Here is a 26,973-nt window from a genome sequence, read left to right on the forward strand (position 1 = left end):
ACACCACGGAAACTCTGATGAAAACGATTCTGATTACCGGCTGTTCATCCGGCTTTGGTCTTGATATCGCACGCTATTTCTTGCAACGGGACTGGAAGGTCATCGCCACCTTACGCACGCCGAAAGAGGGAATTTTCCCCGCTTCCGACAATCTTACCGTGCTGCCGCTGGACGTGACCGACACGGACAGTATCCAGCAAGCCATTGCGGCCGCCGGACCGATTGATGTGCTGGTGAATAATGCCGGCATCGGGCTGTTTGGCATTTTTGAAAACCTGTCGCTGGATACCGCGCGGGAGATTTTTGAAACCAACACCTTTGGCACCATGGCGATGATCCAGGCGGTGCTGCCGCAGTTCAGAGAAAAGCAGGCGGGGGTGATCGTGAATGTGACCTCCAGCGTGACGCTGAAAGCGCTGCCGATGCTGCCTGTCTACACCGCCAGCAAGGCGGCGGTGAATGCCTTTACGGAATCACTGGCGCTGGAACTGGCTCCCTTCAATATTCGTCTGAGTCTGGTGCTGCCAGGCAAGTCGCCGGAAACGCGCTTCGGAGAAAACGCCCGTTCGCGGCTGGGTGAATTCCCGCCGGCCTACGCAGGCTTTGCACAACAGGTTTTTGAACAGCTGACCGCACCATCCGACGACGTCACCACCTCGCAGGATGTGGCCGAAGCGGTGTGGCGTGCGGTGAACGATCCATCCAGCCCGATGCGGATTGCGGCGGGAAAGGATGCGGTTCCGCTGTTAAAGGCGTAATGCCAGGCGCATAAAAAAAGCCGGACAGCGTAATGTTGTCCGGCTTTTTGCGTTGAGGCGCTTGGCGTCTCGGATCAACCGGGGCAAACGTCCACCCCGGACGTTAAGGTTTAGCCTTCAAAGGCCGGTGACGGTTCTGCTGCGGGTTCTTCCTTTTTCACCAGCTTGCGCAGGGCAACATAGAACACCGGCGTCAGGAACAGGCCGAACAGCGTGACGCCCAACATGCCGGCAAACACGGTGATGCCGGTAACGGTACGCACTTCGGCACCGGCACCGTGGCCCAGCATCAGCGGGATGGTCCCGGCGATAAAGGCAATTGAGGTCATCACGATCGGGCGAAGACGCAGGCGACAGGCTTCCAGCGCGGCCTGAACGATAGTCCGTCCCTGCATTTCCAGTTCACGGGCAAACTCGACGATCAGGATGGCGTTTTTACAGGCCAGCCCCATCAACACCACTAATCCCACCTGCACGAAGACGTTGTTATCCCCGCCGGTCAGCCAGACGCCAAACAGCGCGGACAGCATGGTCATCGGCACAATCAGGATCACCGCCAGCGGCAGCGTCCAGCTTTCGTACAGTGCCGCCAGCACCAGGAAGGCCAGCAGCACCGCCACCGGGAAGACGATGATCGCCGCATTGCCCTGCGTGGACTGCTGATAGCTCAGGTCGGTCCATTCAATGTTCATACCGTTAGGCAGGATCTGGTCGGCAATATGCTGTACCGCCTGCATCGCTTCGGCAGAAGAGAGCACGCGCGGATCGGCATCGCCAATCAAGTCCGCCGCCGGGAAGCCGTTATAGCGGATCACCGGATCGGGCCCATAGGTGGTGCCGATATGCACCATGCTGCCAATCGGCACCATTTCGCCATTCGCATTGCGGGTGCGCAGGTTGGCAATATCCTCAATGCTGTCACGGAACTGACCATCGGCCTGCGCATACACTTTCCAGGTACGACCAAAACGGTTGAAGTCGTTAACGTAAGACGATCCGAGATAGGTTTGCAGCGTGCCAAACAAATCGGTCAACGCCACGCCCTGCGCCTTGGCCTTATCACGGTCAACCTGCGCATCCAGCTGTGGCACGTTGGCCTGATAAGTGGAGATCGGGAAGTGCAGGCCAGGCGTCTGCATAATGGTGCCGGCCATGGCATTGGCAGCCTCCTGCAATGCGCCATAACCTAATCCCGCGCGATCCTGAATATACAGCGAATAACCGGCACCCTGGCCGAGGCCAAGGATGGGCGGCGGCATGATCGAGAAGGTGAAGCCTTCCTGAATCTGCGACAGCTTGGCGTTGATTTCGGCGTTAATCTCAGACGCGGAGCGCGTGCGTTGATTCAGCGGTTTCAGCGCAAAGAACACCGTGCCGGTATTCGGCGTGTTGGTGAACTGCAGCGCGTTCAGGCCAGGGAAGGCCACCGCATCGGCAACACCGTCGGTGTGCAGCGCAATATCGCTCATCTGGCGGATCACTTTATCGGTCCGTTCCAGCGAGGATCCTTCCGGCATCTTCACGCCGCCAATCAGGTAAAGCTTGTCCTGAGTCGGGATAAAGCCCGCCGGCACGGCTTTAAACATCACGCCGGCACCAATCAGCAACAGAATATAGACGCCGAACACCGATCCACGGCGCTTCAGGATGCGGGAAACACCGCCCTGGTAGCGCGCAGAGTTACGGTTAAAGAAGCGGTTAAACGGACGGAACAGCCAGCCGAACAGCGCATCGATAATCCGGGTAGGGCGATCCTTCTTCGCATCATGCGGTTTCAGCAACAGCGCCGCCAGCGCCGGAGAGAGCGTCAGGGAGTTGATGGCTGAGATCACCGTGGAAATGGCGATGGTCACCGCAAACTGCTTGTAAAACTGTCCGGTCACGCCTGACAGGAAGGCCATCGGCACAAACACCGCACAGAGCACCAGCGCAATGGCGATAATCGGACCCGACACTTCGCGCATCGCCTGATGCGCTGCCGCCCGCGGTTCCAGACCTTCTTCGATATTTCGCTCGACGTTCTCCACCACCACAATGGCATCATCGACCACGATCCCTATCGCCAGCACCAGCCCAAACAGGCTGAGGGTGTTAAGCGAGAAGCCCAACAGGTACAGGATTGAGAAGGTCCCGACCACCGACACCGGCACCGCCAGCAACGGAATGATCGAGGCGCGCCAGGTCTGCAGGAACAGGATCACCACCAGCACCACCAGCAGAATCGCTTCCAGCAGGGTATGCAGCACGGAACTGATGGAATCACGTACGAAAATAGTCGGATCGTAAGGGGCTTTCCACTCGACGCCATCCGGGAAACGGGTCGCCAGCTCGGCCATTTTCGCCCGCACCGCATTCGACAGATCGATGGCGTTCGCGCCCGGCGCCTGGAAAATACCAATCCCTACCGCGTCTTTATTATTCAACTGCGAGCGTAAGGCATAGCTGCCCGAGCCCATTTCAATGCGGGCCACGTCGCGCAGGCGAACAATCTGCCCGTCTTCGCCGCTTTTCAGAATGATATTGCCGAACTCTTCTTCGTTCTGCAGGCGTCCCTGCGCATTGATCGACAGCAGGAAATCGCTTTTATTGGGCATCGGCTCTGCGCCAAGCTGCCCGGCAGACACCTGCACGTTCTGCTCCTGGATCGCCGACACCACATCGCCTGCGGTCATACCGCGCGCGGCAACCTTGGTCGGATCCAGCCAGATACGCATGGCATATTCACCGGCACCGAAAATCTGCACCTGGCCGACACCCGGCAGACGCGCCAGCTCATCTTTCACCTTCAGCTGCGCGTAGTTGCGGAGATACAGCGAATCGTAGCGACCGGACGGTGAATCCAGATGAACCACCAGCGTCATGGTCGGCGACTGCTTCTGCGTGGTGACACCCTGACGGCGCACATCCTCCGGCAGACGCGCTTCGGCTTGCGCCACGCGGTTTTGCACCTGAACCTGCGCCTGATCCGGATCGGTCCCCGGACGGAAGGTGACGGTGGTCACCAGCACGCCATCGGAACCGGCAATCGATTTCATGTACATCATGTTTTCGACGCCGTTAATCGCTTCTTCCAGCGGCGTCGCCACGGTTTCAGCAATCACTTTTGGGTTGGCGCCTGGGTATTCCGCACGCACCTGCACGCTTGGCGGTACCACATCAGGGTATTCACTGATCGGCAGCAGCGGAATGGCAATCAGCCCGGATACGAAGATCAGAATCGACAGCACGGCCGCGAATATCGGTCGGTCGATGAAAAATCTGGAAAAATCCATAACAGTTCCCGCAGCTTAAATTAAAGGGAGGCTGGCGCCATAGGCACCGTTTTGGCATTTACCGCCATCCCAGGCATAAATACTTTCTGCACGCCGTCGACAATCACCCGATCGCCGGACGTCAGGCCGCGCTGCACAATGCGCAGGCCGTCAGCCATCTGGCCGGGCTGGATATCACGACGTTGGGCTTTATTCTGCGCATCGATCACCCAGACAAACTTACGGTCCTGATCGGTCAGCACCGCTTTGTCATTGACTAACAGGGCAGGGAAGTCGGCGCGGCCCGGCAGCTGCACGCGGGCGAACAGCCCTGGCGTATACAGACGCTGGTCGTTATCCAGCAGTGCGCGCATACGGATGGTGCCGGTGCTGGCAGTCAGTTGGTTATCGGTAAAGTCGACTTTGCCGGTGTGCGGATAGCCATCCTCACCGACCAGGCCGATTTTTACCGGCAGCGCGTGATGCGCCGCAGCGGCACTTTCGCCTTCGCGGCTGATGCGCTGATAACGCAGGAAGGTGGCTTCATCGACGTCGAAATAGACATACACGGTGTTGAGCGACACCAGCGTGGTCAGCACGCTGCTGCTGTCGCCGGCGGTCACCAGGTTACCGGAGGTGATCATTGCGCGGCTGGCGCGGCCATCAATCGGCGCGGTGACTTTGGTAAAATCGAGATTCAGGCGCGCCATATCCACTGCGGCCTGCGCCGCCAGCACGTTCGCCTGCGCCTGTGTTGAGGCTGAACGCCGTTGTTCCCACACCTCACGTGAAATCGCCTGGGTGCCAATCAGCTTCTCGGTCCTGCCAGATTCGCTGCGGGCCAGCTGCGCCTGAGTGATGGCACTGGCGAGATCGGCCTGAGCGCGTTCCAGCTCAGCGCGATAGGTACGGTCATCAATGGTAAACAGCACGTCGCCTTTTTTAACTTCCTGGCCTTCGGTGTAGTTCACTTTATCGATATACCCGGTCACGCGCGGGCGCAGCTGGACGCTCTGCACCGCTTCAATGCGGCCATTGAAGTTATCCCACTGGCTGACGGTTTGTTGCTGAACCTCAGCGACACTGACCTGCGGGGCAGGCGGTGCGCTCTGTTCAGCCCCTTTGGAGTCGCAGCCCACCAGCCAGATTGCTGTGAGAAGCGACAGTGCACTAAGGCGCAGGTGCGATGAGGTGAAAGATTTCATGGTTATTAATCCCTTGCAGATGCTGACGACGTGAAAAAAGGAGCACGGCATAATGCATAAAATGTATTTATGATAAATACACTAAACGCAGGGATTGTAGGGAGAGGGTAAATTAAGTGCAAGTGTTATTGTTGCTTTTAGCATTTTCTTGTCAACACCCGTATCAAAATGTGAACGGCAAGAAAACAGGGGGGAAGAGTGAGGCGATAAAGAGGAGAGTGCCAGCGAATCGCATTTAATGCAACAATTAAACTTGCATTAAGCGGTCGGCTGCTTTAACTTGTGGATATGCATTCATTACAGTTACCTTTTACCCTTCTACGGGGGAGAGGTCAAGCCAGGCTAAAACAAAAAGCATTAAAAGGGGAAGCGCAATGAGCCATGATGATTTTATTACCGATCTCGTAAAGTGGATCGACACCCACATCGAAGGGAAAATGGATCTGGATACCGTTGCCGATCGGGCCGGGTATTCGAAATGGCACCTGCAACGGATGTTCAAGCAGCATACCGGCTACGCACTGGGCGAATACATCCGCGCACGTCGTCTGAAAAAATCTGCTGAGCGCCTGGCAACGGGTGGTGAGCCGATTCTGGATGTGGCGATTTCGTTTGGATTTGATTCCCAGCAGTCATTCAACCGCAGCTTCAAACGTCAGTTTGGCCAGTCTCCGGGCGCATGGCGTCGCCAGGTTCAGGTCAGCGCCTGTTCATAAACTGCGCATTTCTTCAATAGCGGGCGTCTCAGCCCGCTGTGATTTCTGCAATAAGTCCCATCCACACCTCAGACTCGTCTTGTTTATTCCGCCCGATAGCCGCAACGCATTGTATACTGTCTGAATCACGCTGATTTTTATTACTATTCAGACAGGAATTGTCATTGATGTGGAAACAGAACAAACAGGGTTGGTGCGAGGCGGCCAGTTATCTACTGATTTTCGCCGCGCTCTTTATGATTTTCCCGTTACGCCTGCTGCCCTGTTTTCTGGCCGGATTTATCGTTTACGAAACCATCCTGGCGCTGACGCCGTGGGTTGAGCGACTGGTCAAAGGGCCGATTGCCCGCTGGATCATCATATTCTTCCTTACCGTCATCATTGTGTTAGGGCTGGTGGTTGGCGTCAGCAAGCTGATCGGCTTCTTATTGAATGATTTCCAGAACCCGGCCGCGTTCCATGCGGCGGCCAGCAAACTGCTGGAAGACGCCCAGCGCACGCTTTCTCCGGTGGTTTCCCGCTATTTACCGGCCGATATTGATGAGCTGCAACATCAGGTGGTCACCTGGCTGCGCGAGCATCTGGTGGTGGTCCAGACCTTTGGTCGTACCGCGGCCCACACCTTTGCCACCATGCTGATTGGCATGTTGCTGGGGGCTATCATCTCCCTGCGCATCAGCAATGTGGATACGCAGGATGCACCGCTGCGCCATGCGCTGCTCGAGCGTCTGACCGTACTGGCCGACTCGTTCCACAACGTGGTTTTCGCGCAGATCAAGGTCTCGCTGGTGAACACAGTGCTGACCTGTGGCTTCCTGTTCGGCGTACTGCCGCTGTTCGACCTGCACTTCCCGTTTGGCAAAACGGTGGTGGTGCTGACCTTTGTCGCCGGGCTGCTGCCGATTATCGGCAACCTGATCTCCAATACGGTGATTGTGCTGATTGGCCTGTCGATTTCCCTTGAAGCGGCGGTGATCTCGCTGGTGTTCCTGATGCTGGTGCATAAGCTGGAATACTTTATCAACGCGCGGATTTTTGGTTCGCGGATCAACGCCAAAACCTGGGAAATCCTGCTGGCGATGCTGGTGTTTGAATCCGCCTTTGGCCTGGCCGGGGTGGTCGCGGCACCGGTCTATTACGCCTACCTGAAAAGCGAGCTGCGCATTGCCCGGCTGATTTAATCCTTGTCGCGGGCCTGATATCAGGCCCGCACTGCCTTTTTCCCACCGTCGCCACTATCAAGGCTTTACGCCACATCACATCGATCTTATGGTAGGGAAAACGACTGACAGTTGAGCCCGCCATGCCCGCGCTTTTGCACACTCTGCTGCACCAAATCCTGCTTTCCATGCCGTTATTTATCCTTATTGCCTTAGGCTGGATGCTGGTTCGCTGGCGAAAATGGCCCGACAGCATTACCGAAGCGCTAAACCGCGTGGTGTTTAAAATTGCGCTTCCGGCGATGTTATTCCGGCTGATGAGCGATTTTGGTCAAAGCCCGCCGGTCGATGCCCGCTTACTGATCGCTTTCTTTGGCAGCTGCCTGATCGTTTTTGTTCTCGGCAGAGTGATGGCCAGCCGGCTCTTCAAGCTGGATGGCATTTCAGGGTCGGTATTTGCGCTGGGCGGCATCTTCTCCAATAACGTGATGCTGGGCTTGCCGATTGCCACGGTGATGCTGGGCGAAAAGGCGATCCCGTCGGTGGCGCTGGTGCTGGTATTTAACGGCCTGATTTTATGGACGCTGGCCACGGTGTCCGTCGAGTGGGTCAAGCACGGCGCGCTTAATCTGAAAGGGTTTGGCAAAACCGCGATCAGCGTGCTGAAAAATCCGCTGATTATCGCCATTCTTTCCGGCACCTTGTTCAGCCTGACCGGCATCCCGCTGCCGCAGATGATTGATAAACCGGTGAGCATGCTGGGCACCATCGCCGTGCCGCTGGCGCTGGTGGCGTTAGGGATGAGTCTGGCCGCCTACAAAGTGAAGGAGGGCCTGAGAGAGAGTTATGCGATTTGCCTGCTGAAGCTGATTGTCCAGCCGCTGGTGATTTGGGGCCTGGCGGTACTGTTGGGCCTGCCGCCGCTGGAAAGCAAAGTGGTGGTGCTGTTAGGGTCGATGTCAGTCGGCATCAACGTCTATTTAATGTCCCAACAATTCAATGCCTTAACTGGCCCGGCCGCCACCAGCATGCTGCTGTCGACGGTTTTCTCCGCGGTGACCACGCCGCTGCTGCTAATGCTAATGGACCTTGCCTGACGAGGAAGTGTGAGCCAGCTGGCGGAACTGACGCGAGACGCTTGCGGTAAGTACGTTTATTTCATTATCTTCTTTTATCGGTAATTTTGTTTCGTTTATAAGCACGGCGAAACGGACCGATCCTTACCTCCGGAGAAGAAGAATGAAAACCTACAAAGCCCTGCTGCTCGTCGCCTCACTGAGCTGTTCAACCAGCGTGCTGGCGGAAACCATCGGCGTTTCAATGGCCTATTTCGACCAGAACTTCCTGACCATCATCCGCCAGTCGATTGATAAAGAGGCCAAAGCCCGTGGCATCACCGTGCAGTTTGAAGATGCGCGCGGCGACGTCGGCCGGCAGACCGATCAGGTGCAAAGTTTTATCAGCGCCGGCGTTGATGCCATCATCGTCGATCCGGTCAACTCGGCCGGCACTCCGGCGATGACCAAACTGGTGACCGCCGCCAAAATTCCGCTGGTTTACGTCAACCGTACGCCTGGCGATATCAAACTGCCGAGCGGCGTGGTGTTTGTTGGTTCTGATGAGAAGCAATCCGGCACCCTGCAGATGGAAGAGCTGGCGCGTCTGGCAAACTATCAGGGCAAAGTGGGCATCATGATCGGCAACCTGACCGATGCGGGTGCCATTCAGCGCACCAAAGACGTGGAGCAGGTGGTCGCCAAGTACCCGAAAATGAGCGTGGTACAGAAGCAAACCGCCAACTATTCCCGCAATGAGGGGATGGATCTGATGCTCAACTGGATGACTAACGGTGAAGAGATCGACATCGTGGCCGCCAACAATGATGAAATGGCGATTGGCGCGATTATGGGCCTGCAACAGGCCGGCAAGAAAGACAGTAAAATCCTGATTGGCGGCATTGATGCCACGCCGGACGGTCTGAAAGCCATGTCCTCGGGCAAAATGCAGGTGACCGTTTTCCAGGATGCGATTGGCCAGGGCAAAGCAGCGGTGGATGTGGCGCAGAAGATGATTAAAGGCGAAAAGCTCGACCCGTATTACTGGATCCCGTTTGAGCTGGTCACCCCGGCCACGTTACAAAAATACGTTGATAAGGAATAGACGCTAAATCTGCCGTCGCGGTAAACTCCGGCGATGAATAAAAAACTGATCATTGCGGCGATCCTCGCCATTGTGGCCACCGCCGCCGGCTTACGCCACCCGTCCAAACCGCCTGCCGATCGTCAGCAGGCGGCGCACACCTCAACCGCCTCCGCGACCAACAGCAGCAGCGATATCAGCACGCTCACGCAACAGCAGCGGGTGGCCGACTATCTGCACCAGCATCAGCGCCTTCCTGCCTATTACCTGACCAAGGGTGAAGCCCGAAAACAGGGCTGGGAACCGTCGCGGGGCAATCTGTGCCAGAGCCTGCCAGGCCGGGCAATCGGTGGCGATCGCTTCTCCAACCGGGAAAAAGTGCTGCCGGAAAAGCAGGGAAGACATTGGTTTGAAGCGGACGTAAATTATGACTGCGGCCGCCGGGGAAGCGACCGCATGCTGTACTCCAGCGACGGGTTGATTTACGTGACCAAGGACCATTACCGCAACGTTGAACAGGTGTACTGAGATGAACACGGTCAGCTTCGACTTTGAGTATATCGCCGACGTAACAGACTTTTACCGTCAGTTCTGCCACAAGTTCGCCATTGACATGGCCTTCGGCAACAATCTGGATGCATTATGGGATGCGCTAACCGGCATGATCGCACTACCGGCGCGCGTAACGCTACGTCATCTGACCGCGCATGCCGATCCTCAGCAGTTTGACGGCGTGATTGCCGTGCTGCGGGAAGCGGAAGAGGCTTCCGGGGGAAAATTCAGCCTGCGCATTCGCTGATGCTATTGATGGAAGCGCAGGGCGACATCAAAGCCCTGCTGCGGCAAGACCACAATCGCGTCCTCTGCCTCGCTAAACTGCAGATCGCCCTGATGCAGTGCCGCTCTGACCTTCGCCAGATCCTCAGTCTGAAAACTCAACGCCGCCATGCGTGCCGAGCCATCATAGTTATCCGGCAGCGCGTGGAAGCGCGACCTGACGTAATCTTCCGTCGCAAAGCGCACGCTGGTCACGCCGGCGGTCAGCAAAAAGGCGCCTTCCTGACAGGCTCTCAGGCTGTTGGTGCCAAACAGGCGGCTGTACAGCGAGGCAACCGAGGCCGGATCTCTGGCCACAATCACAAACTCGCTGATGTTTTTCACGCCGTTCGGGTGCTGTTGCCACGCGGGCTGCCACACCGCTTCCGGAGTTAAATGCTGACAGAAAAAGCTGCGGCCATCGGCGATCAGCGACGGACGAACCCGGACGGTGCGGAACTTCGCTTCAGTCACCGTGCCGTCCGGCAGGGTCACCGGACGGTGGAAAGAGGCGGGCTCATCGCCGTCTAAATCCTGACGTAACAGATGCTTATAATCCTGATCGGCATCTTCCGTTTTCCACACCAGGCCACTGAGGCCCGGAGACGCCTGCCAGAGATCGGCGCGGCTGCTCTTTTTACCTTTCTCATAGCCGAGCAGCTCAAGGTAATTTTCACCAAAAATTGCCAGATGATTACTGGAGCCAAGAGAATGATGGCCACGTTCGGTCAGCTGAAAACCCAACCTGCGGTACAGCGCGCTGGCAGCATCTAACTGGTCGGCGACGTTAATCACCACATGATCAAGAACCGCCTTAGGGGTAGGGACAGGCATAATGGTGCTCCTTTTTTTATTATTTCGCCGCCACCCGCGCTAAGGCGCGAGGAACCAGCTGGGTAAAATAGCGGACGGAGGAATCAATGATCGCTTCATCAGGATCAAAGCCTGGATGATGCAGGCCAAACTCACTTGCGCTGCCGATGCTGACAAACACCCCCGGCACATGGTGCAGATAGAAGGCAAAGTCCTCGCCGCCCATCTGTGGCGTCGCGGCGGCTTCCGCCTTAAAGCCGGCCTCGCTGGCCAGATCGAGCGCAAACTCCGCCCATTCCGGCGTATTCACCAGCGCAGGCGGACCTTCAATCCACTCCAGCTCGGCTTTGGCGCCAAAGCCGCCGGCAATGCCCTTAATCAACGCCGTGATCTTTTCAGGTATTGCCGCGCGGATAGCCGCATTGTGCGTGCGCACCGTGCCTTCCAGCTCGACGCTTTGTGGCAGCACGTTCCAGGTGTTGCCGGCGGTGAAGCGCGTTACGCTGACCACCACCGACTCCAGCGAGCTGAACGTCCGGCTCGGCAAGGTTTGCAGTGCGGTGACGATCTGGCTGGCAATCACGATTGAATCAATGCCTTCATGTGGCCGTGCGGCGTGCGCACCTTTGCCCTCAAGGCGGATCACAAAGCGGTCGACGTTGGCATAAAACGGACCGGCGCGGGTTTTAAAGCTGTTCAGCGGCAAATCGGGCGCGTTATGCATACCAAAAATTGCCTGAACGCCGTCCAGCACGCCAGCATCGATCAGCTGTTGCGCGCCGTTAAAGGTCTCTTCCGCCGGCTGAAACAGGATGCGCACCCGGCCCGTCAGTTCGGCTTCCTGCTGCTTAAGCTGATGCGCCACGCCGAGCATCACCGAGGTATGGATATCATGGCCGCAGGCGTGCATCACGCCGGCATGGGTCGACGTCCAGGGATGATTCACCGCTTCATCAATCGGCAGCGCATCAATATCGGCCCGGAGGGCAATCAGCGGTTCGCCCTGGCCGATTTCAGCCACCACGCCGGTTTTCAGATCGTACGGCAGCAGGCGGATATTGCCTTGCTTCAGCCACGCGGTAATCCGTTCCGTGGTGGCGAATTCCTGATTCGACAGCTCCGGATATTGATGCAACTCACGGCGCCATTGCACCAGTTGGCTGGAGGGTAACGAAGTCATACGGCTCCTTATACGTCAGAAGGGATAAAGGGTTCGCCCAGCGTCAGCATCAGACGGTTGGCCCAGGCGAAAAAGGCGCTGGACTGGATCACATCCAGCAGCGCCAGGGTATCCAGACCCTGCTGCTGCAACGCGACAATCTGTCCCAGCGTGGCCTGTTGCGGCGTCACGGACAGGGCAGCGGAGAAATCGATAATGGCCGCCCAACGCGCGGACTGGCCTGCGGACAGCTTGCCGCCGGGGGCGACGCCAATCAGTTTTTCGACCGAATCGAAATCTTTCGACAGCTGGCTGGCTTTGCGGGCGTGTACCGAGGCGCAGAAGATGCAGCCGTTAACCTTACTGACCACCGCAGCCGCCAGTTCGCGGTCGGCGCGTGGCAGGCCGCCGGAGGTGAAGAAAATGCCTTTATCCGTCAGCGTGCGCTGTTCCAGCACCGGTAAATTCCGCGCCAGCAGGCGGAAATAATCGGAGTCGCTATGACCAAACTTCGCCAGCACCTGTTTCTCTTCATCCGTGAATTCCGTCAGCGGTTTGGCGGCCAGCCAGGGTTCCCAGCCGAGGTCCTGCTGGGTGAAGGCGGTCAGCGCGGTTTTGCCACTGGCGGTGGTGGCCGCCTGATGCCAGACACCTGCCACCACCGGCAGTGCGGTGGCGGTTGAGGCGTGGCCCTGCAACAGCTGTAAGCCGGCCAGCAGGCGACTCTGGAAGTTAATAAAGGCCACTAACTGTGACAGTGTCACGATGCCGCGCGCGGTCCAGCCCGCCGCCTGTAAGGCCTGCAGATGTTCAGGCGTGGCGCTGACCGGCTCGAAGGTCAGACGGTGCGCCCAGGCTAACGCCAGCTCATGACGGGGGCTGTTATCCAGTGCGCCAGCCTGCGGCTGGTAATGCGCCTGTAAAGTGGGCTGCGCATTCCATTCCGCCACCCGTGCCGCCAGGGCGAAACGTTCAGCCAGCGGGAAATCGGCATCCTGCTGGCTAAAGATCACCTCATAGCTGCCTTGCGCGTGGCGGGTTGCCGCTTCCCGCGTGTTGCGGGCCTGGGCAAGCTCAGAATCCGGCGCGATATCCGCCAGCGAAGCCAGTAAATCCGTTGCAGTGGTCATCATCATCTCCGGTTAAGGTTTCAGGGTTCTTAGCAGTGGCGCAATGTGCTCAGCAATCAGCTCAACAGAGCGCAACGTGTCGGCGTGCGGCGGTTCAACCGAATGAACCTGGAAAGAGATATCGGTGACGCGGGGCAGCACGCTGTCCTGCAACAGCGATGCGGTGACCCGTTCCACGTTGCCGACATGGGCGTCAACCTGGCGTAAATAGTCGTCAAAACTGTCGCCGCGCAGCGGCTGACCGGAGGCCACAAACTGGGTGACCTGGGCACGAATACCCGGCTCTGCCAGCTTGCGGGCGTAGTGATCGGAGTCGGCAACAAAGGCGGTGCGGGACGCGAGGATCCTCGGCTCAACGCCGGCCGGAAGGGCGTCGAGATAGGCATCGATCATCGGGTTTTGCAGCGCATCCAGCGGCAGATTGGGCTGGTCAGCCGGGCGAGGCTGGGTGCGTGACAGCATCAGTCCATGCCCACTTTTCGCCGCGCGTACTGCGCCTTCCACCGAGAAGGTGGCAATCCACACGCGGTCCGCCAGCTGCGGCGCCGGGGGATACAGGTGATTATCGGGATGGCTGAGCGAGTCGCCACGCCAGGCACTGAGCAGCGTGTGCAGATGTTCTCCAAACACCGCACCGCGTTGTTCGAAGGTCAGGCCAAACGGCAGGAACGAGGTTGGTGTGCCGCCGGAACCCAGTCCAATCTCCAGTCGACCTTCGGCCAGCAAATCCAGCACTGCGGCATCTTCCGCCACGCGCAGGGCATTTTCCATCGGCAGCGTGATAATCGCCGTACCCAGACGGATGCGCTGGGTATGGGCCGCAACATGCGCCAGAAACAGCAGCGGCGAAGGCAAACCGCCTTCGTTTTCATGGAAATGGTGCTGGGCTATCCAGGCACTGTCGAATCCCAGCCGCTCAGCGTGCTGGATCTGCTCGGTGGCCAGGCGGTAGCGCGCGCTGGCCGGGACCTTATCCAGCAGGCGGGTGAAAAAGCCGATACGTTTAGCGGTCATGAAAACTCCTTAACCGGCGGGGAATAAACAGGGATCGCGGCCAGCAGCTCGCGGGTATAAGCGTGTTGCGGTGCCTTATAAATCGTGACAACGTCACCAGATTCCACCACTTCACCGGCCTTCAGCACGGTCAGGGTGTCAGCAATCTGCTGCACGGTAGCCAAATCGTGGGTAATAAACAGGTAGGTCAGGCCCTGTTCTGCCTGCAACTGTTGCAGCAGGGCGAGGATCTGCGCCTGCACCGTGACGTCGAGCGCCGAGGTGGCTTCATCCAGCACCAGAATCGACGGTTGCAGGATCAGCGCCCGGGCCAGCGCCACGCGTTGACGTTGGCCGCCGGAGAGTTCCCGCGCGCTGCGCGACAGGATATCGAGCGGCAGCGCCACCTTCTGCGTCACCGCTTCCACCCGCTGGCGGCGTTCGTCGCGGCTGAGCCGGTCAAAATTCAGCAGCGGCTCTTCAATAATGCGAAACAGCGTTTGCCGCGGATCGAGTGACGCGAACGGGTTTTGGTAAACAAACTGGATGCGGCGTCGCAGCTGGCGTAATGATTCGCCCTGCAGGCCGTTGACCACGATACCGTCGAGGGTTATGCGGCCAGCGTCCGACGACTCAAATCCCAGCAGGATCCTCGCCAGCGTGGTTTTGCCCGAACCCGACTCGCCGACGATAGCGTGGGTGGTGCCACGGGCCACGGCAAAACTGACCTCGTTCAGCGCCTGTAACCGTTGGCTTTTCCCCAGCGCGAAACCCTTGCTGATGCGCGAGGCCTGAATCGCCGGAGTCGAGAATGAACGCGGGCTGGCGGGGTCAGGTTGGCGCGGACGCGGCAGGGCATCGGCAAGCAACTGGCGGGTATAAGCCTGTTTTGGCGCACCGATCACCTGCGAGGTCGCGCCCTGTTCCTGAATCTCACCATTGCGGAACACAATAATGCGGTCGGCGCGCTCGGCGGCCAGCGCCAGGTCATGGGTGACAAACAGCACGGCGGTGCCGGACTCACGGCGTAAATGATCCAGCAGGTCGAGAATGCGCTTCTGTACGGTGACATCCAGCGCGCTGGTCGGCTCGTCGGCAATAATAATGTCCGGTTTCAGCGCCAGGGCGATGGCAATCAGCACGCGCTGTTTCATGCCGCCTGACAGCTGATGAGGATACTGGTTAACGCGCTGCTCTGGATGGCTGAGCCCGACGCGGGTCAGCAGCTCGATCGCCTGCTGTTTGCGTCCGGCGCGGTCAGAGACGCGATGCAGACGTAAAATCTCCTCCACCTGATCGCCAATGGTTTTCACCGGATTAAGCGAGTTGCCCGGATCCTGCGGCACCAGGCTGATACGCGCGCCGCGAACGCTGTCCATCCGTCGCGACGACCACTGGCTGATATCTTCGCCGTTCAACAGGATACGACCCCCGTCGCGACGGCCATTTTCCGCCAGCAGGCCAATAATCGCCTGCGCGGTGGTGGTTTTACCGGAGCCGGATTCGCCGACCAGCGCCACCATTTCCCCTTTGTTAAGCTGGAAACTGACCTGATGCACCACCTCTTTCCAGGCTGCGCCAGTGCGATAGCTCAGGCTCAGTTGCTCAACGTTGAGCAGTAACTCGGGTTGCGAACTCATTTCCGGCCTCCTGAAAGTTGCTGGCTGATGCGGTTGGCCGCCAGCACCACGAACACCACCACCAGACCGGGGAAGGTGGTCAGCCACCAGGCGGTGGCCAGATAGTTGCGGCCTTCGGCGATCAGCAATCCCCATTCCGGGGCCGGCGGCGGGGTGCCGTAGCCGAGGAAACTCAGGGTAGAAAGGGCGAGGATCGCCTGACCAAACTGTAGCGCGCCATAGGCAATGACCGGGGCCAGCGCGTTGGGTAAAATATGGCGCCACAGCACTGACAAAAAGCGTCCGCCGCTGCCAAACGCCGCCTCGACGTAATCACTGTGGCGAATGCGCACCACTTCACCGCGCGCCAGGCGGGCAAAGCTGGCGATAGAGGCAATCCCCACCGCCGTTGCCGCGTTAAGGGTGCCAAAGCCCAGCAGGATCAGCACGCTTAACGACAGCAGCAGCGAGGGTATCGACAGCAGCACATCAACCGCGCGCATCGCTACCGACTCGGTTTTACCGCCTACCGCACCGGCCAGCACGCCCAGCGCGGTGCCAAAAATCCCGCCCATGGCCACCGCCAGCAGCGCGGCGGACAACGAGTGCGACGCGCCATAGACAATGCGGGCAAAAACGTCACGACCCAGCTGATCGGTTCCCAGCCAGTGTCCGGCCTGCGGGGCCAGACGCTGCGCGCCGGCAATCCCTTCGACCGCGCTGTATGGCGTCAGTAAAGCGGGAAACAGCGCGGCGATGGCCGCCAGCAGCATCACTAACCACGCCAGCCACAGACCGGGCTGAACATTCCAGGCCTGACGGGTTGGCGTGGGCTTTTGCCGCGCGGTGGCAAAATCAACAAGGCTCATACGGCACCTCTGGTCACGGTTTGCAGACGGGGATCGAACAGCGGCATTAACAGATCGACCAGCATGTTAATCAGCACAAAGCCCAGCGCCGAAATCATCACCACCGCCTGTAATACCGCGACATCCTGATTATTCACCGCCTGTTGCGTTAACTGGCCAAGGCCACCCAAACCAAACACCGTTTCGGTGATCAACGCACCGGCGATCAGCTCGCCCAGCAGCAGTCCGGCCACGGTCAGCACCGGTAGCATGGCGTTACGCAGCACGTGCCGCCACAACACCCAGCTTTCGCTGGCGCCTTTGGCGCGAACCACCGCCACAAACGGCCGGGTTGCCACCTCGTCGATGCTGCGTAACAGGATTTGCGCCAGCGGGGCGGAAATCGGGATTGCCACGGTGATCACCGGCAGAATCAGGCCCTGTAGCGGGGAAGGGTTGATCACCGGTATCCAGCGCAACTGGAAAGAGAACAACTGAATTAACGCGATACCCAGCCAGAAGGTCGGGATGGAGATAAACAGCACCGGCACCGATTGCAGCAGGTTTCGCAAGCCCCGTAGCGCCGGAATGCGCGACAACGCGGCCAGCACAAATGCCAGCACCACCGCCAGCACAAAACCGCAGCCGGCCAGGCGCAGCGTCTCTGGCAGATTACTCTGCAACTGTTCGCTGACCGGCACGCCGGCCTGCACCGAATAGCCAAAATCGCCTTGCAGCATCGCGCCGAGGGTATGCAGATACTGCTGCCACAACGGACTGTCTGCGCCATAGGCCTGCCGCATCTCGGCGATCTGTTGCGGGCTCAGCCCCAAATCCGGGTTCTGAAACTTAATCAGGATCGCATCGCCGGGCAGTACCTGCAGCAGCACAAAGGAGAGCGTAAACGCTGCCCACAGCACCAGCACCCCATGCCCAACCCGATACAGCAGATAATGGCGCATTCAGATCTCCTTAATGCTTTTCAAGCCAGGCGCTGTACAGCGCAGGACGGCCGACCGCTTCGAACTTCACGCCCTTAAGCCATGGCGCGCCGGCAAACACCTGCGGCTCTTCGAAAATCGGGATCACGTAAGCCTGCTCCAGCAGGTAGCGTTGCACATCGCCGGTCAGCTGCAGACGTTTGGCAGGGGCGATCTCGGCAGAAATATTCACCAGCAGCTGATTCAGCTTGTCATCCCGGAAGCTTTTCACCTTGTCACTCGATCCGCCTTTTTGCAGCAGCGCATCGCGGTTGGCCGGATAGAAGCTACTTTTGATCACGTCCGGATCGGCACGGCCCACTTCGGTGACGTTCAACGGCGTTTTCAGCGGGTCAAGGCTGTCCAGCGTTTTGCTGCCTGCATCACCCGCCTTCACTTTCAGTTCCACACCGACCTGACGCCACTGCTGAGCAATCAGCTGCAGCACCTCTTTGTTCTGTGGCTGCGGCAGGGACTCGTAAACGGTCAGTGATAGCGACTTGCCGTCTTTCTCGCGGATGCCGTTGGCGCCCGGTTTCCAGCCCGCTTCATCCAGCAAGCTTTTGGCTTTCGCCTGATCGAAGGTCAGCTTGTCGGCAAGGTTGACGTAGCCTGCGGCGGTGGTAGCAATCACCGAAGTGGCCTGCGGATAGTTAGGGGAGAACAGCGTTTCCACCACCTGCTTCGAGTTGGTGGCAGTCAGCAGGGCCTGACGCACGCGCAGATCGCTGACCAGCGGGTTATCAGGACGGAAGCTCAGGCTGTCGTTGACGCCACGGGTGGGTGCGGCATAAATCGGGAAGTTTTGCTCTTTAGCCTGCTTCTCGTCGTAGGCCTGCACCTGGCGGATGAAATCCGCCTGACCGGCCAGCAACGCGCCGATGCGCACGCTATCCTCAGGCGTCACAATAATCTTGATGCCGTCGAGGTTCGCCGGGCCTTGCTGAGAGATGTTTGCCGGTCCCCACTGGTAATCCTTACGGGCGACCAGATCGACCTCACGACCCAGCTTCTCATCGCTGACCACAAACGGGCCGGAGCCGATGATATGGCGGGCATCGCCCAGCTGATCGAAGCTGCGCGCCAGGGTGCTGAGTGACACCAGTCCTGAACCGATGGTGGCGGTGCCTTGCAGGAAGCCGGGGGACGATTTTTTGAAATAGAACTTCACGGTCAGCGGATCGACCACTTCGCTATGATCATAATTGTTAATCACTTCTGAAACCGGCAGGCGCAGGGCTTTATTACCCAATCCGTAGGTGTCGAAGTTCTTGGCGACCGCATTGGCATCCAGCGGCGTGCCGTCGGAGAAGGTCACGCCGGGATGGAGTTTGAAGGTGTATTCGGTTTTATCGGCGTTAGTTGTCCAGCTCTGGGCAATCCAGGGTTCAACCTTGAGGGTTTCCGGATTTTGCCAGGTCAACTTGTCGGTAATCTGATTCAGGATGCCGCCGTTAGGGTAAAAACCGCCCGCCGGGGGATACAGGTTTGTGTGCGCCTGCTGCTCCAGATAAATCAGCGTGCCGCCTTTAACCGGCGAATCCGCCGCAACGGCGTTTCCACCAAACAGGGCAAGGGCAATGCTTAAAGCCAGCGGACGAGCCAGCGCCTCAGGGCGGAAAGTGTGTGGCATAGTGGGATCCTTTAACGTCAATATTTTCAGGGAAGTGACGTTAAATATCAGGCCTTAGCAGGAGCGGGGTGAACCAAGGAAATCATCTAAGGTTAATCGGCAGGCGAATATAGGCGGGATTGACGGTACGGCAGTCTTATTGTGGGCTGAAGCTGCACAAAGACTGCTTCAGCCCGAATATACTGAGTGGAAATCGTCTGTATGTTTCGGTGGCAGGGTCAGGGAGAGAGGGGTGAACGCAAAGACGCCGTAAACCCATCCCTGGGGGCTCAGCGGCGACATCCCTGTCGCCGATGCTTTGCTTTTCCCCCCTCTCTCCCTTCCCTCAGGCTTCAGTGTCGTAGGGTTGATTGTGGACGCACACGTCAAAATCCTCTGAGTTCACCTCTGAAATTCACCTCGGGAGCCCCCTAAAACCCATTTGATTTTGACCTGCGCGTCCACCAATCCCATCAACGGCTCCAGTGTTTTAGGGTGGCGGCATAGTGCGCATTAGCCGGGTGTATGCCGCAGGGATGCGGCAGCCAAGCCTCCAGGGATGGATTCACGGCGCCCCGGATAATGCGCACTATGCTGCCGCCGTACCACCCGAGCGGGTTTGACCTGAATAATGCGCACTATGCTGACGCCATACCACCCGAGCGGGTTTGACCTGAATAACGCGCACTATCCAGACGCCGTAACGACATATTCATTTTAGCTATAAGACATTCCGTTTAAGTCCTTTCCAGTCATATCGGCTCTGCCTACTATCCCGTGTCATAAGTTTTATCAATAATGCAGCAAAAACAATCAGTTCATTTAATAAGCGATTCAATCGACGCAGACAGACAGGCAACAGATGATAGTTTTACGCAACGTATTCAAGACCTTCAAAGGCACGGCGGGTCCGATCAGGGCCGTCGACGATGTCAGCCTTCAGGTTGAACAGGGGCAGATCTACGGCATTATTGGCTACAGCGGCGCGGGAAAAAGTACGCTGATCCGTCTGCTTAACGGGCTGGAAAAACCCACGTCGGGCAGCGTGACCATTGCCGGGCAGGATATTGCCCAGGCAAAAGGCGAAGCTTTGCGCGCGGCGCGGCTGAAAATCAGCATGGTGTTCCAGCACTTTAATTTGCTGTGGTCGCGCACCGTCAGCGAAAACATCGCTTTTTCGCTGCAAATTGCCGGCGCGCCGAAAGCGGCGATCCAGACGCGGGTCAAAGAGCTGATTGAGCTGGTGGGGCTGACCGGCAAAGAGTCGACCTATCCGGCCAACCTCAGCGGCGGGCAGAAGCAGCGTGTCGGCATTGCCCGCGCGCTGGCCAACAATCCCGAAGTGCTGCTGTGTGACGAAGCCACTTCGGCGCTCGATCCGCAAACCACCGATGCCATCCTCGATCTGCTGCTGGATATCAACCGCAAGCTGAAGCTGACCATCGTGCTGATCACCCACGAGATGCACGTGGTGCGCAAAATCTGCCATCGCGTGGCGGTGATGGAAGACGGTCGCATCGTCGAAGAGGGCGAGGTGCTGTCGGTCTTTACCCATCCGCAACAGCCGATCACCCGCCAGTTCGTTAAACAAACCAGCGAGTACAGCCGCGCAGACACGCCGTTCAATGCTGAGCTGGTTGATGAGACGGGCGGCAGCGTGCTGAAGCTGACCTTTATCGGTCAGAGCACCCGCCAGCCGATTGTCGGCGAACTGACGCTGAAATATGCTCTGCCGTTCAACATCCTGCACGGCAAGATGACGCAAACCAGCAACGGCACCTTTGGCGAACTGTGGTTACAGGTCAACGCAAACCGCAGCCAGTTGGAGAACATTCTGCAGGACCTGCACGCGCATGGCATTACAACCGAGGTGGTCGCCAATGATTGAGTCCCTCTTTCCGCATTTGAAACTGGACCAGCTGTGGGCTGCGACCGGCGAAACCCTGTATATGACCGCGATTTCCGGCGTGGCGACCTTTGTGCTGGGAATTGTACTCGGGCTGGCGCTGTTCCTGACCGCGCGCGGCGGCCTGTTCCAGAACCGGGCGATCTATGCGCTGATCTCGGTGCTGGTCAACGTCTTCCGCTCGATCCCGTTCATCATTCTGATTGTGCTGCTGATCCCGTTCACCAAAAAGCTGATCGGCACCATTTTGGGCGCGGATGCGGCCCTGCCGGCGCTGATTGTCGGGGCGGCGCCGTTCTACGCGCGGCTGGTGGAAATCGGCCTGCGCGAAGTTGATAAAGGGGTGATTGAAGCCTCGCGTTCGATGGGCGCGCGCATCAGCACCTTGATTTTCCGCGTGCTGCTGGCGGAATCCTCGCCAGCCCTGGTGTCGGGCATCACCGTTACGCTGATTGCGCTGGTCAGTTACAGCGCGATGGCCGGGGTGATTGGCGCAGGTGGCCTCGGCAATCTGGCGTATCTGGAAGGTTTTCAACGTAACCACGGCGATGTGACGCTGGTGGCGACGGCAATGATTCTGGTGATTGTTTTTATCATCCAGTTCGTAGGTGATCTCGTGACCACACGGCTCGATAAACGTTAACTTTTAGGGGATTTACTGTGAAAAAAACACTGACACTGCTGGCTGCTGCCACTCTGGCTGCGATGAGTCTGAGCGCATGGGCTGATACGCTGACCGTTGGCGCGTCCAACGTACCGCATGCTGAAATTCTGGAGCAGGCCAAGCCAATCCTGGCGAAGCAGGGCATCGATCTGGAAATCAAACCTTTCCAGGACTACATCCTGCCAAATACCGCGCTGGCCAGCCGTGATATCGACGCTAACTACTTCCAGCACGTGCCGTATCTGAACAGCGTGCTGAAAGACCATGCCGACGACAAGACCTATGATTTTGTCAGCGCTGGCGCAATCCATATCGAGCCCATTGGCATTTACTCGAAGAAATACAAATCGCTGAAGGATCTGCCACAGAACGGCAAAGTGATCATGCGTGATGCGGTGGCGGAAGAGGGCCGTATCCTGTCAATCTTTGAGAAGGCAGGCGTGATTAAGCTGAAGCCTGGCGTCAGCAAAGTGGACGCGCGCATCAGCGACGTGGTTGAGAACCCAAAACACCTGCAGTTTATTGCTAACGTCGAAGGCGCGCTGCTGCCGCAGATGTACAACAATGACGAAGGCGATGCGGTGGTGATTAACGCCAACTACGCCATTGATGCTGGCCTTAATCCGGTAAAAGATCCGATTGCCGTTGAAAGCGGTGAAAATAACCCGTACGCCAATATCATCACCGTGCACCGTGGCGATGAAAACAAGCCGGATATAAAAGCGCTGGTCACCGTGCTGCATTCGAAACAAATTCAGGACTGGATCCGCACCAAATATAAAGGTGCCGTTATTCCGGTGAATAACTGATTCCAGGTTTTGTTTATGCAAAGGCCGGGAAACCGGCCTTTTTCACATCGAGGCGTTATGCTTGGCGGACTTAGTTATTTCTCTGGAAACCTTTGCGCTATTTCTTAATTTACCTTTCAGACGATAAGCGGAATATTTGCCAGTAGATTGCTTAACCCGCCTGACTGGAGCGCATGATGACAATACATAATGGCATTACCGAACTGGTAGGTCAGACCCCGCTATTACGCCTCACCCGCTTTTCCCAACAGCATCAACTGACTGCCGATCTGGTCGCCAAGCTGGAATATTTTAATCCCAATCACAGCATCAAAGATCGCACCGCGCTGGCGATGATCGAAGCGGCGGAGCGCAGCGGCAAGCTCAGGCCGGGCATGACGCTGGTCGACACCACCAGCGGCAATACCGGCATTGGCCTGGCCGCGATTGCCGCGGCCAAAGGCTATAAGTTTCGCGTCTATCTGCATGACAAACTTAGCGCCGAACGTTTTGCCATCCTCAACGCCTTTGGTGCGGAAATCATCCCGTTTAGCGCGGTGCCCGGCTTCGACAAGGTGATCGAAGCGAGTGACGGCGACTTTGTGGCTGCCGCCCGCTGGCTGGCCGATAACGTGATCCTGAAAGAGCCGAATATCTGCTTCACCTGCCAGTTGGAAAACCCGGCCAATCCGCAGGCCCATTTCCACAATACCGGGCCGGAAATCTGGCAACAGGCCGGAGGGCAGGTTGACGTGCTGATCGCGTCCGTCGGCACCGGCGGCACGCTGTCAGGGGCGGGACGCTATCTTAAGCAGCTTAACCCGCAGATCACACTGATCGCCGTCGAGCCCGGCCGCTTCAGCATCCCGGACAAGGACAACCCGGACACCCGCGAGATCACCGGCGTGCATGCCTTCAGCGAGGTGCCCCCGGAGCGGGTGCCACTGACGCTCGATCGCGGTTTGTGCGATGAAGCGATTGCGGTGGAGAGCTGGCAGGCGGTGCAGACGGCGAGGGAAGTCGCCTTGTCGGATGGCATCCTGGTGGGTGAGTCCTCGGGTGCGGTGCTGTATGCCGCGCGCGAGGTTGCCCGGCGGCCGGAATATGCCGGCAAGCGGATTGTGGCGATCCTCGCGGACAGCGGCCTGACCTACCTCTCCACCGGCCTGTTCGATCCCGCCCTCAGCGTTGAACAGCTGCAGGCGGCCGCGCTGAATCGCCAGGCGGAAGCGATCGCCTGAGTCACCCCAGCCCATAAAAAAGGGCAATCAGCTGATTGCCCTTTTTGCCATTACATCAACATTATTTCTTATCCAGCGACCAGGTTGCGCTGGCAACGTTAACCTTCACCGGCAGCAGGCCAATCTGGGTAAACTTATCTGCCAGCGCCTGCTGTTCCTTAAACACTTCCGGCGTCATTCGCTCTGCGCCAAACGGCATTCTGGCAATCGCCCGCTGCCAGATCGGCTGCGGCAAACCGGTCGACGTTGACAGTATTTTGGCTGCCTCTTCCGGGTTTTTGTTGGCCCAGTCGCTCAGCGTGCCGAGCTGATCGACCACCTGTTTGGCGGTCTGCGGATAGGTATCGGCAAACTTACGGCTGGAGAGATAGAAGGTGTAATGCGGCACCAGCCCTTCGGCATTTTTGATCAAACGGGCTTTGGCATTGGTTTCCACTTCCGCGTAGTAGGGATCCCAAATCACCCAGGCATCGACCGCGCCACGCTGGAAGGCGGCACGCGCATCGGCAGGCGGCAGGTAAATGGCCTTCACGTCCTTGTAGCTTAATCCGGCATTTTCCAGCGCGCTGACCAGCAGATAGTTAACGTCGGAGCCTTTATTCAGCGCCACGCGTTTGCCTTTCAGATCGGCCACGGTTTTGATGTCTGAGTTTTCCGGTACCACAATCGCTTCGGTTTTGGGATTAGCGGGCGAGTGCGCCAGATACACCAGGTCGGCCTGCGCCGCCTGGGCGAAGGTCGGTGGCGCATCGCCGGTGGCGGCCAGATCGATACTGCCGACGTTCAGCCCTTCCAGCATCTGCGGGCCGGCCGGAAATTCGACCCACTTCACCGCGATGCCCTGTTTTTTGAATTCAGTATCCAGCGTGCCGCGATACTTCAGCAGCGCAAAAATATTGGCTTTCTGGAAACCGATAGTGACCTGCTTAGGAGCCGTTTCTGCCATGGCATTAAACGCCGAGGCGCTGAGTGCGGCGGCAATCAGGCCGCTCAATACGATTTTTTTCATCTTTAATCCCAGTGTTTTAAGTGGTGTTTCAGCAACATAGCAAACCGCGCGAAAACGGCTTAACGAGTAAAATTGCTTTGCTTAGCTGAAAAAATTATGGCCAGACCGCCTCACGCACCTTGATCGCGCGGGAAAGCAGGCCAAGGGCGTAGAAGCGATCCGCAATCGCCTGCTGCTGGCGAATAATGGTCAAATCCATGCGCCGGGGCTGATGGCTGCGGCGCGCCAGCGCATGGCCGAGGGACGCGGTGGACAGCCCGAGCTCGGCGGAGAGCAGCGCGGCGGCCTCATCGCGGTGTGCCTCGATATACTGTCCGGTGTGTTCCAGGGCCGACATCAGCGTGTCCAGCAAATCGGCGGAATGCCCGACAAAGTCGCGATGCGCCAGATAGAACTGATGGTTGTTCACCCGGCCAACGCCGTTGGCGATCACCCGCAGCTGCTCGCCGTGTTCGGCATCGCTCAGCAGCGGGTCCCACATCATCCAGGCATCGACCGCATGATGATCGCTGGGGGTCAGCGGATATTTCGGCGGGGCATAGACCACGCGCACGTCGTCCAGCGTCAGGCCCGCCTCATCAAGAATTTGCAGCAACAGGTAATGGACGTTGGAGCCTTTATTCACCGCGATGCGCTTGCCGCGTAAATCGGCCGGCGTCTGCACCGGGCTGTCGTGCGCCACCAGCAGCGCCACGCTTTGCGGCGCGGCGGGTTCCCAGGCGACATACAGCAGCGGACTGTTGCTGGCCTGGGCGAACAGCGGCGGCACCTCGCCGGTGGTGCCAAAATCGATCTCACCGTTGGTCAGCGCGTGCAGCAACTGCGGACCGGCGGGGAACTCGCTCCACAGCACGCTGACGCCATGATCGGCAAACTGCGTTTCCAGCGTCTGCCGCACTTTCAAAATCCCCAGATTGCCAAACTTCTGGTAACCAATCCGCAGTTCGCGCTCGCTGCTGCCCGATTCGTTCGGGGTTTTGCCTGTCGCGCCGGCCACACTGCGGCGGGCTTTAATCAGGCCCAGATGGCCAAGATGGGTGCGTAGAGTATTGCGGCTGATGCCCAACAGGGTGGCAGTTTGCAGCTGGTTGCCCTGGCTCAGTTCAAAGGCATTGCGCACCAGCGAATCCAGCACCCGCTGATAAAGCGGGCTGTCATTTTCCACCAGCTGCTGGCGTAAGAACGCATCCAGCGAATCGTCATCATGGGGCAGCGAGGTCAGATTGGCGGCGCTGAGCCGCAGCTGCTGCGGCGTAATCAGCGGCTCTCTGCTCAACAGCACCGCATTGTGCAGGGTGTTTTCCAGCTCGCGGATATTGCCCGGCCAGGCATAATCCATTAGCGTGCCCAGCGCTTCCTCACTGAGGCGCAGCTGCGGACGGCCCAGCCGCCGGGCATACAGCGTTAAAAAGTGATCGGCCAGCAGCGGAATATCTTCCCGCCGCTGGCGTAACGGCGGCAGCGCCACCGCCGCGACATTTAGCCGGTAATAGAGGTCTTCACGGAAACGACGTTCACGAATGGCATGCGCCAGATCCACATGGGTGGCCGCCACCACCCGAACGTTGACCTTTACCGGGCGACGCGATCCCACCCGCGTCACTTCGCGCTCCTGCAACACCCGCAGCAGCTTCACCTGCAACGGCAGGCTCAGCTCGCCGATTTCATCCAGCAGCAGCGTGCCGCCTTCCGCCGCTTCAAACCAGCCCTGATGACGATCTGCCGCGCCGGTAAAGGCGCCTTTCTCATGACCGAACAGTTCGGATTCGGCGAGGCTTTCGGTCAGCGCACCGCAGTTAACCGCCAGGAACGGCCGGTCGCGTCGCGGGCTGTGATGATGCAGATAGCGCGCCACCACCTCTTTGCCGGTGCCGGTTTCCCCGACGATCAGCACCGTGGCGTCGGTCGGCGCCAGGCGGTCCAGAACGCTCTGGAAGGCAATAGAAGCAGGATCAATTAACACCGGGCCGTGGGTTTGCATCGGGGATCCCTCACATTAAGCGGAACGGAAACCATACCTTCAGACGCGGGCGATAACGAGGGGGTGACCGGCCGGTTTGCTGCAAATGCAGCAGACGGTCATCAGTGGCTGTTGCATTTGCAGCAAAAAGGGACGGGGATCTTAAAATCTAACCCATTGAAAAATAATAACAATGGCAGGATTAA

Annotated in this window: 23 protein-coding genes; 11 read left to right on the top strand and 12 right to left on the bottom strand. The window is 58.3% G+C overall.

Annotation, left to right across the window (positions count from 1 at the left end; translation table 11 throughout):
- The first annotated feature begins 17 nt into the window (after positions 1-17).
- Positions 18-758, top strand: a complete 741-nt coding sequence (locus E2F51_RS17480; RefSeq protein WP_134824068.1) for an SDR family oxidoreductase — start codon at positions 18-20, stop codon at positions 756-758.
- A 110-nt stretch (positions 759-868) separates the two neighbouring features.
- Here the strand turns inward: E2F51_RS17480 and E2F51_RS17485 are convergent, their stop codons facing one another.
- Positions 869-4,030 (bottom strand): efflux RND transporter permease subunit, encoded by a 3,162-nt coding sequence (locus tag E2F51_RS17485; protein ID WP_105759066.1) that lies wholly within the window; start codon positions 4,028-4,030, stop codon positions 869-871.
- A gap of 20 nt (positions 4,031-4,050) precedes the next feature.
- Positions 4,051-5,214, bottom strand: a complete 1,164-nt coding sequence (locus E2F51_RS17490; RefSeq protein WP_013202068.1) for an efflux RND transporter periplasmic adaptor subunit — start codon at positions 5,212-5,214, stop codon at positions 4,051-4,053.
- A gap of 374 nt (positions 5,215-5,588) precedes the next feature.
- On the opposite strand from E2F51_RS17490, the gene E2F51_RS17495 reads away from it, so the two are divergent.
- From E2F51_RS17495 to E2F51_RS17520, 6 genes are all read left to right on the top strand, one after another.
- The gene (locus E2F51_RS17495) at positions 5,589-5,930 is read left to right on the top strand and encodes a helix-turn-helix domain-containing protein (RefSeq protein WP_013202069.1); all 342 of its coding nucleotides are present in this window, start codon (positions 5,589-5,591) and stop codon (positions 5,928-5,930) included.
- Positions 5,931-6,097: 167 nt separating this feature from the next.
- Complete coding sequence (locus E2F51_RS17500) at positions 6,098-7,111, top strand: AI-2E family transporter (RefSeq protein ID WP_013202070.1); 1,014 nt, start codon at positions 6,098-6,100, stop codon at positions 7,109-7,111.
- 122 nt (positions 7,112-7,233) lie between these two features.
- Positions 7,234-8,187 carry an AEC family transporter gene (locus E2F51_RS17505; RefSeq protein WP_134824069.1) on the top strand — a complete coding sequence of 318 codons (954 nt, stop codon included), beginning with the start codon at positions 7,234-7,236 and terminating at the stop codon, positions 8,185-8,187.
- Between the two features lie 142 nt (positions 8,188-8,329).
- On the top strand, positions 8,330-9,250 hold the full coding sequence (locus E2F51_RS17510; RefSeq protein ID WP_053143335.1) for a sugar ABC transporter substrate-binding protein: 921 nt from the start codon (positions 8,330-8,332) through the stop codon (positions 9,248-9,250).
- Between the two features lie 33 nt (positions 9,251-9,283).
- Complete coding sequence (locus E2F51_RS17515) at positions 9,284-9,757, top strand: ribonuclease domain-containing protein (RefSeq protein WP_013202073.1); 474 nt, start codon at positions 9,284-9,286, stop codon at positions 9,755-9,757.
- Position 9,758: 1 nt separating this feature from the next.
- On the top strand, positions 9,759-10,028 hold the full coding sequence (locus E2F51_RS17520) for a barstar family protein (protein WP_134824070.1): 270 nt from the start codon (positions 9,759-9,761) through the stop codon (positions 10,026-10,028).
- A gap of 2 nt (positions 10,029-10,030) precedes the next feature.
- On the opposite strand, the gene E2F51_RS17525 is transcribed toward E2F51_RS17520, so the two are convergent.
- From E2F51_RS17525 to E2F51_RS17560, 8 genes are read right to left on the bottom strand one after another with little or no spacing between them, the layout of a single operon-like run.
- Positions 10,031-10,879, bottom strand: a complete 849-nt coding sequence (locus tag E2F51_RS17525; RefSeq protein WP_013202075.1) for a VOC family protein — start codon at positions 10,877-10,879, stop codon at positions 10,031-10,033.
- Between the two features lie 19 nt (positions 10,880-10,898).
- Positions 10,899-12,038, bottom strand: a complete 1,140-nt coding sequence (locus E2F51_RS17530) for an amidohydrolase (protein ID WP_134824071.1) — start codon at positions 12,036-12,038, stop codon at positions 10,899-10,901.
- A gap of 8 nt (positions 12,039-12,046) precedes the next feature.
- Complete coding sequence (locus tag E2F51_RS17535) at positions 12,047-13,147, bottom strand: alkylhydroperoxidase domain protein (protein ID WP_134824072.1); 1,101 nt, start codon at positions 13,145-13,147, stop codon at positions 12,047-12,049.
- Between the two features lie 12 nt (positions 13,148-13,159).
- On the bottom strand, positions 13,160-14,161 hold the full coding sequence (locus E2F51_RS17540; RefSeq protein WP_013202078.1) for a putative FMN-dependent luciferase-like monooxygenase: 1,002 nt from the start codon (positions 14,159-14,161) through the stop codon (positions 13,160-13,162).
- Positions 14,158-15,780 carry an ABC transporter ATP-binding protein gene (locus tag E2F51_RS17545; protein WP_134824073.1) on the bottom strand — a complete coding sequence of 541 codons (1,623 nt, stop codon included), beginning with the start codon at positions 15,778-15,780 and terminating at the stop codon, positions 14,158-14,160. The genes E2F51_RS17540 and E2F51_RS17545 overlap by 4 nt, the downstream gene beginning before the upstream one ends.
- The gene (locus E2F51_RS17550; protein ID WP_013202080.1) at positions 15,777-16,628 is read right to left on the bottom strand and encodes an ABC transporter permease; all 852 of its coding nucleotides are present in this window, start codon (positions 16,626-16,628) and stop codon (positions 15,777-15,779) included. The genes E2F51_RS17545 and E2F51_RS17550 overlap by 4 nt, the downstream gene beginning before the upstream one ends.
- Positions 16,625-17,569, bottom strand: coding sequence for an ABC transporter permease (locus E2F51_RS17555; protein ID WP_013202081.1), 945 nt, complete (start codon positions 17,567-17,569; stop codon positions 16,625-16,627). Before E2F51_RS17555 ends, E2F51_RS17550 begins: the two co-directional genes overlap by 4 nt.
- A gap of 10 nt (positions 17,570-17,579) precedes the next feature.
- On the bottom strand, positions 17,580-19,220 hold the full coding sequence (locus E2F51_RS17560) for a TIGR04028 family ABC transporter substrate-binding protein (protein WP_134824074.1): 1,641 nt from the start codon (positions 19,218-19,220) through the stop codon (positions 17,580-17,582).
- Positions 19,221-20,061: 841 nt separating this feature from the next.
- Here E2F51_RS17560 and E2F51_RS17565 point away from each other — a divergent pair.
- From E2F51_RS17565 to E2F51_RS17580, 4 genes are all read left to right on the top strand, one after another.
- Positions 20,062-21,087 (top strand): methionine ABC transporter ATP-binding protein, encoded by a 1,026-nt coding sequence (locus tag E2F51_RS17565; RefSeq protein ID WP_013202085.1) that lies wholly within the window; start codon positions 20,062-20,064, stop codon positions 21,085-21,087.
- A complete protein-coding gene (locus tag E2F51_RS17570) occupies positions 21,080-21,748 on the top strand; it encodes a methionine ABC transporter permease (protein WP_134824075.1) in 669 nt (222 codons plus the stop codon). Before E2F51_RS17565 ends, E2F51_RS17570 begins: the two co-directional genes overlap by 8 nt.
- 17 nt (positions 21,749-21,765) lie before the next feature.
- On the top strand, positions 21,766-22,578 hold the full coding sequence (locus tag E2F51_RS17575; protein ID WP_013202087.1) for a MetQ/NlpA family ABC transporter substrate-binding protein: 813 nt from the start codon (positions 21,766-21,768) through the stop codon (positions 22,576-22,578).
- A 176-nt stretch (positions 22,579-22,754) separates the two neighbouring features.
- The gene (locus E2F51_RS17580) at positions 22,755-23,798 is read left to right on the top strand and encodes a PLP-dependent cysteine synthase family protein (protein WP_209215568.1); all 1,044 of its coding nucleotides are present in this window, start codon (positions 22,755-22,757) and stop codon (positions 23,796-23,798) included.
- 61 nt (positions 23,799-23,859) lie between these two features.
- On the opposite strand, the gene E2F51_RS17585 is transcribed toward E2F51_RS17580, so the two are convergent.
- Both E2F51_RS17585 and E2F51_RS17590 read right to left on the bottom strand, forming a co-directional pair.
- The gene (locus E2F51_RS17585) at positions 23,860-24,807 is read right to left on the bottom strand and encodes a sulfonate ABC transporter substrate-binding protein (protein ID WP_134824077.1); all 948 of its coding nucleotides are present in this window, start codon (positions 24,805-24,807) and stop codon (positions 23,860-23,862) included.
- A 94-nt stretch (positions 24,808-24,901) separates the two neighbouring features.
- Positions 24,902-26,788 carry a sigma-54-dependent Fis family transcriptional regulator gene (locus tag E2F51_RS17590; RefSeq protein WP_134824078.1) on the bottom strand — a complete coding sequence of 629 codons (1,887 nt, stop codon included), beginning with the start codon at positions 26,786-26,788 and terminating at the stop codon, positions 24,902-24,904.
- Between the last annotated feature and the right edge of the window lie 185 nt (positions 26,789-26,973).

This window comes from Erwinia sp. QL-Z3, from assembly GCF_004551645.1.
Lineage (GTDB): Bacteria > Pseudomonadota > Gammaproteobacteria > Enterobacterales > Enterobacteriaceae > Erwinia > Erwinia billingiae.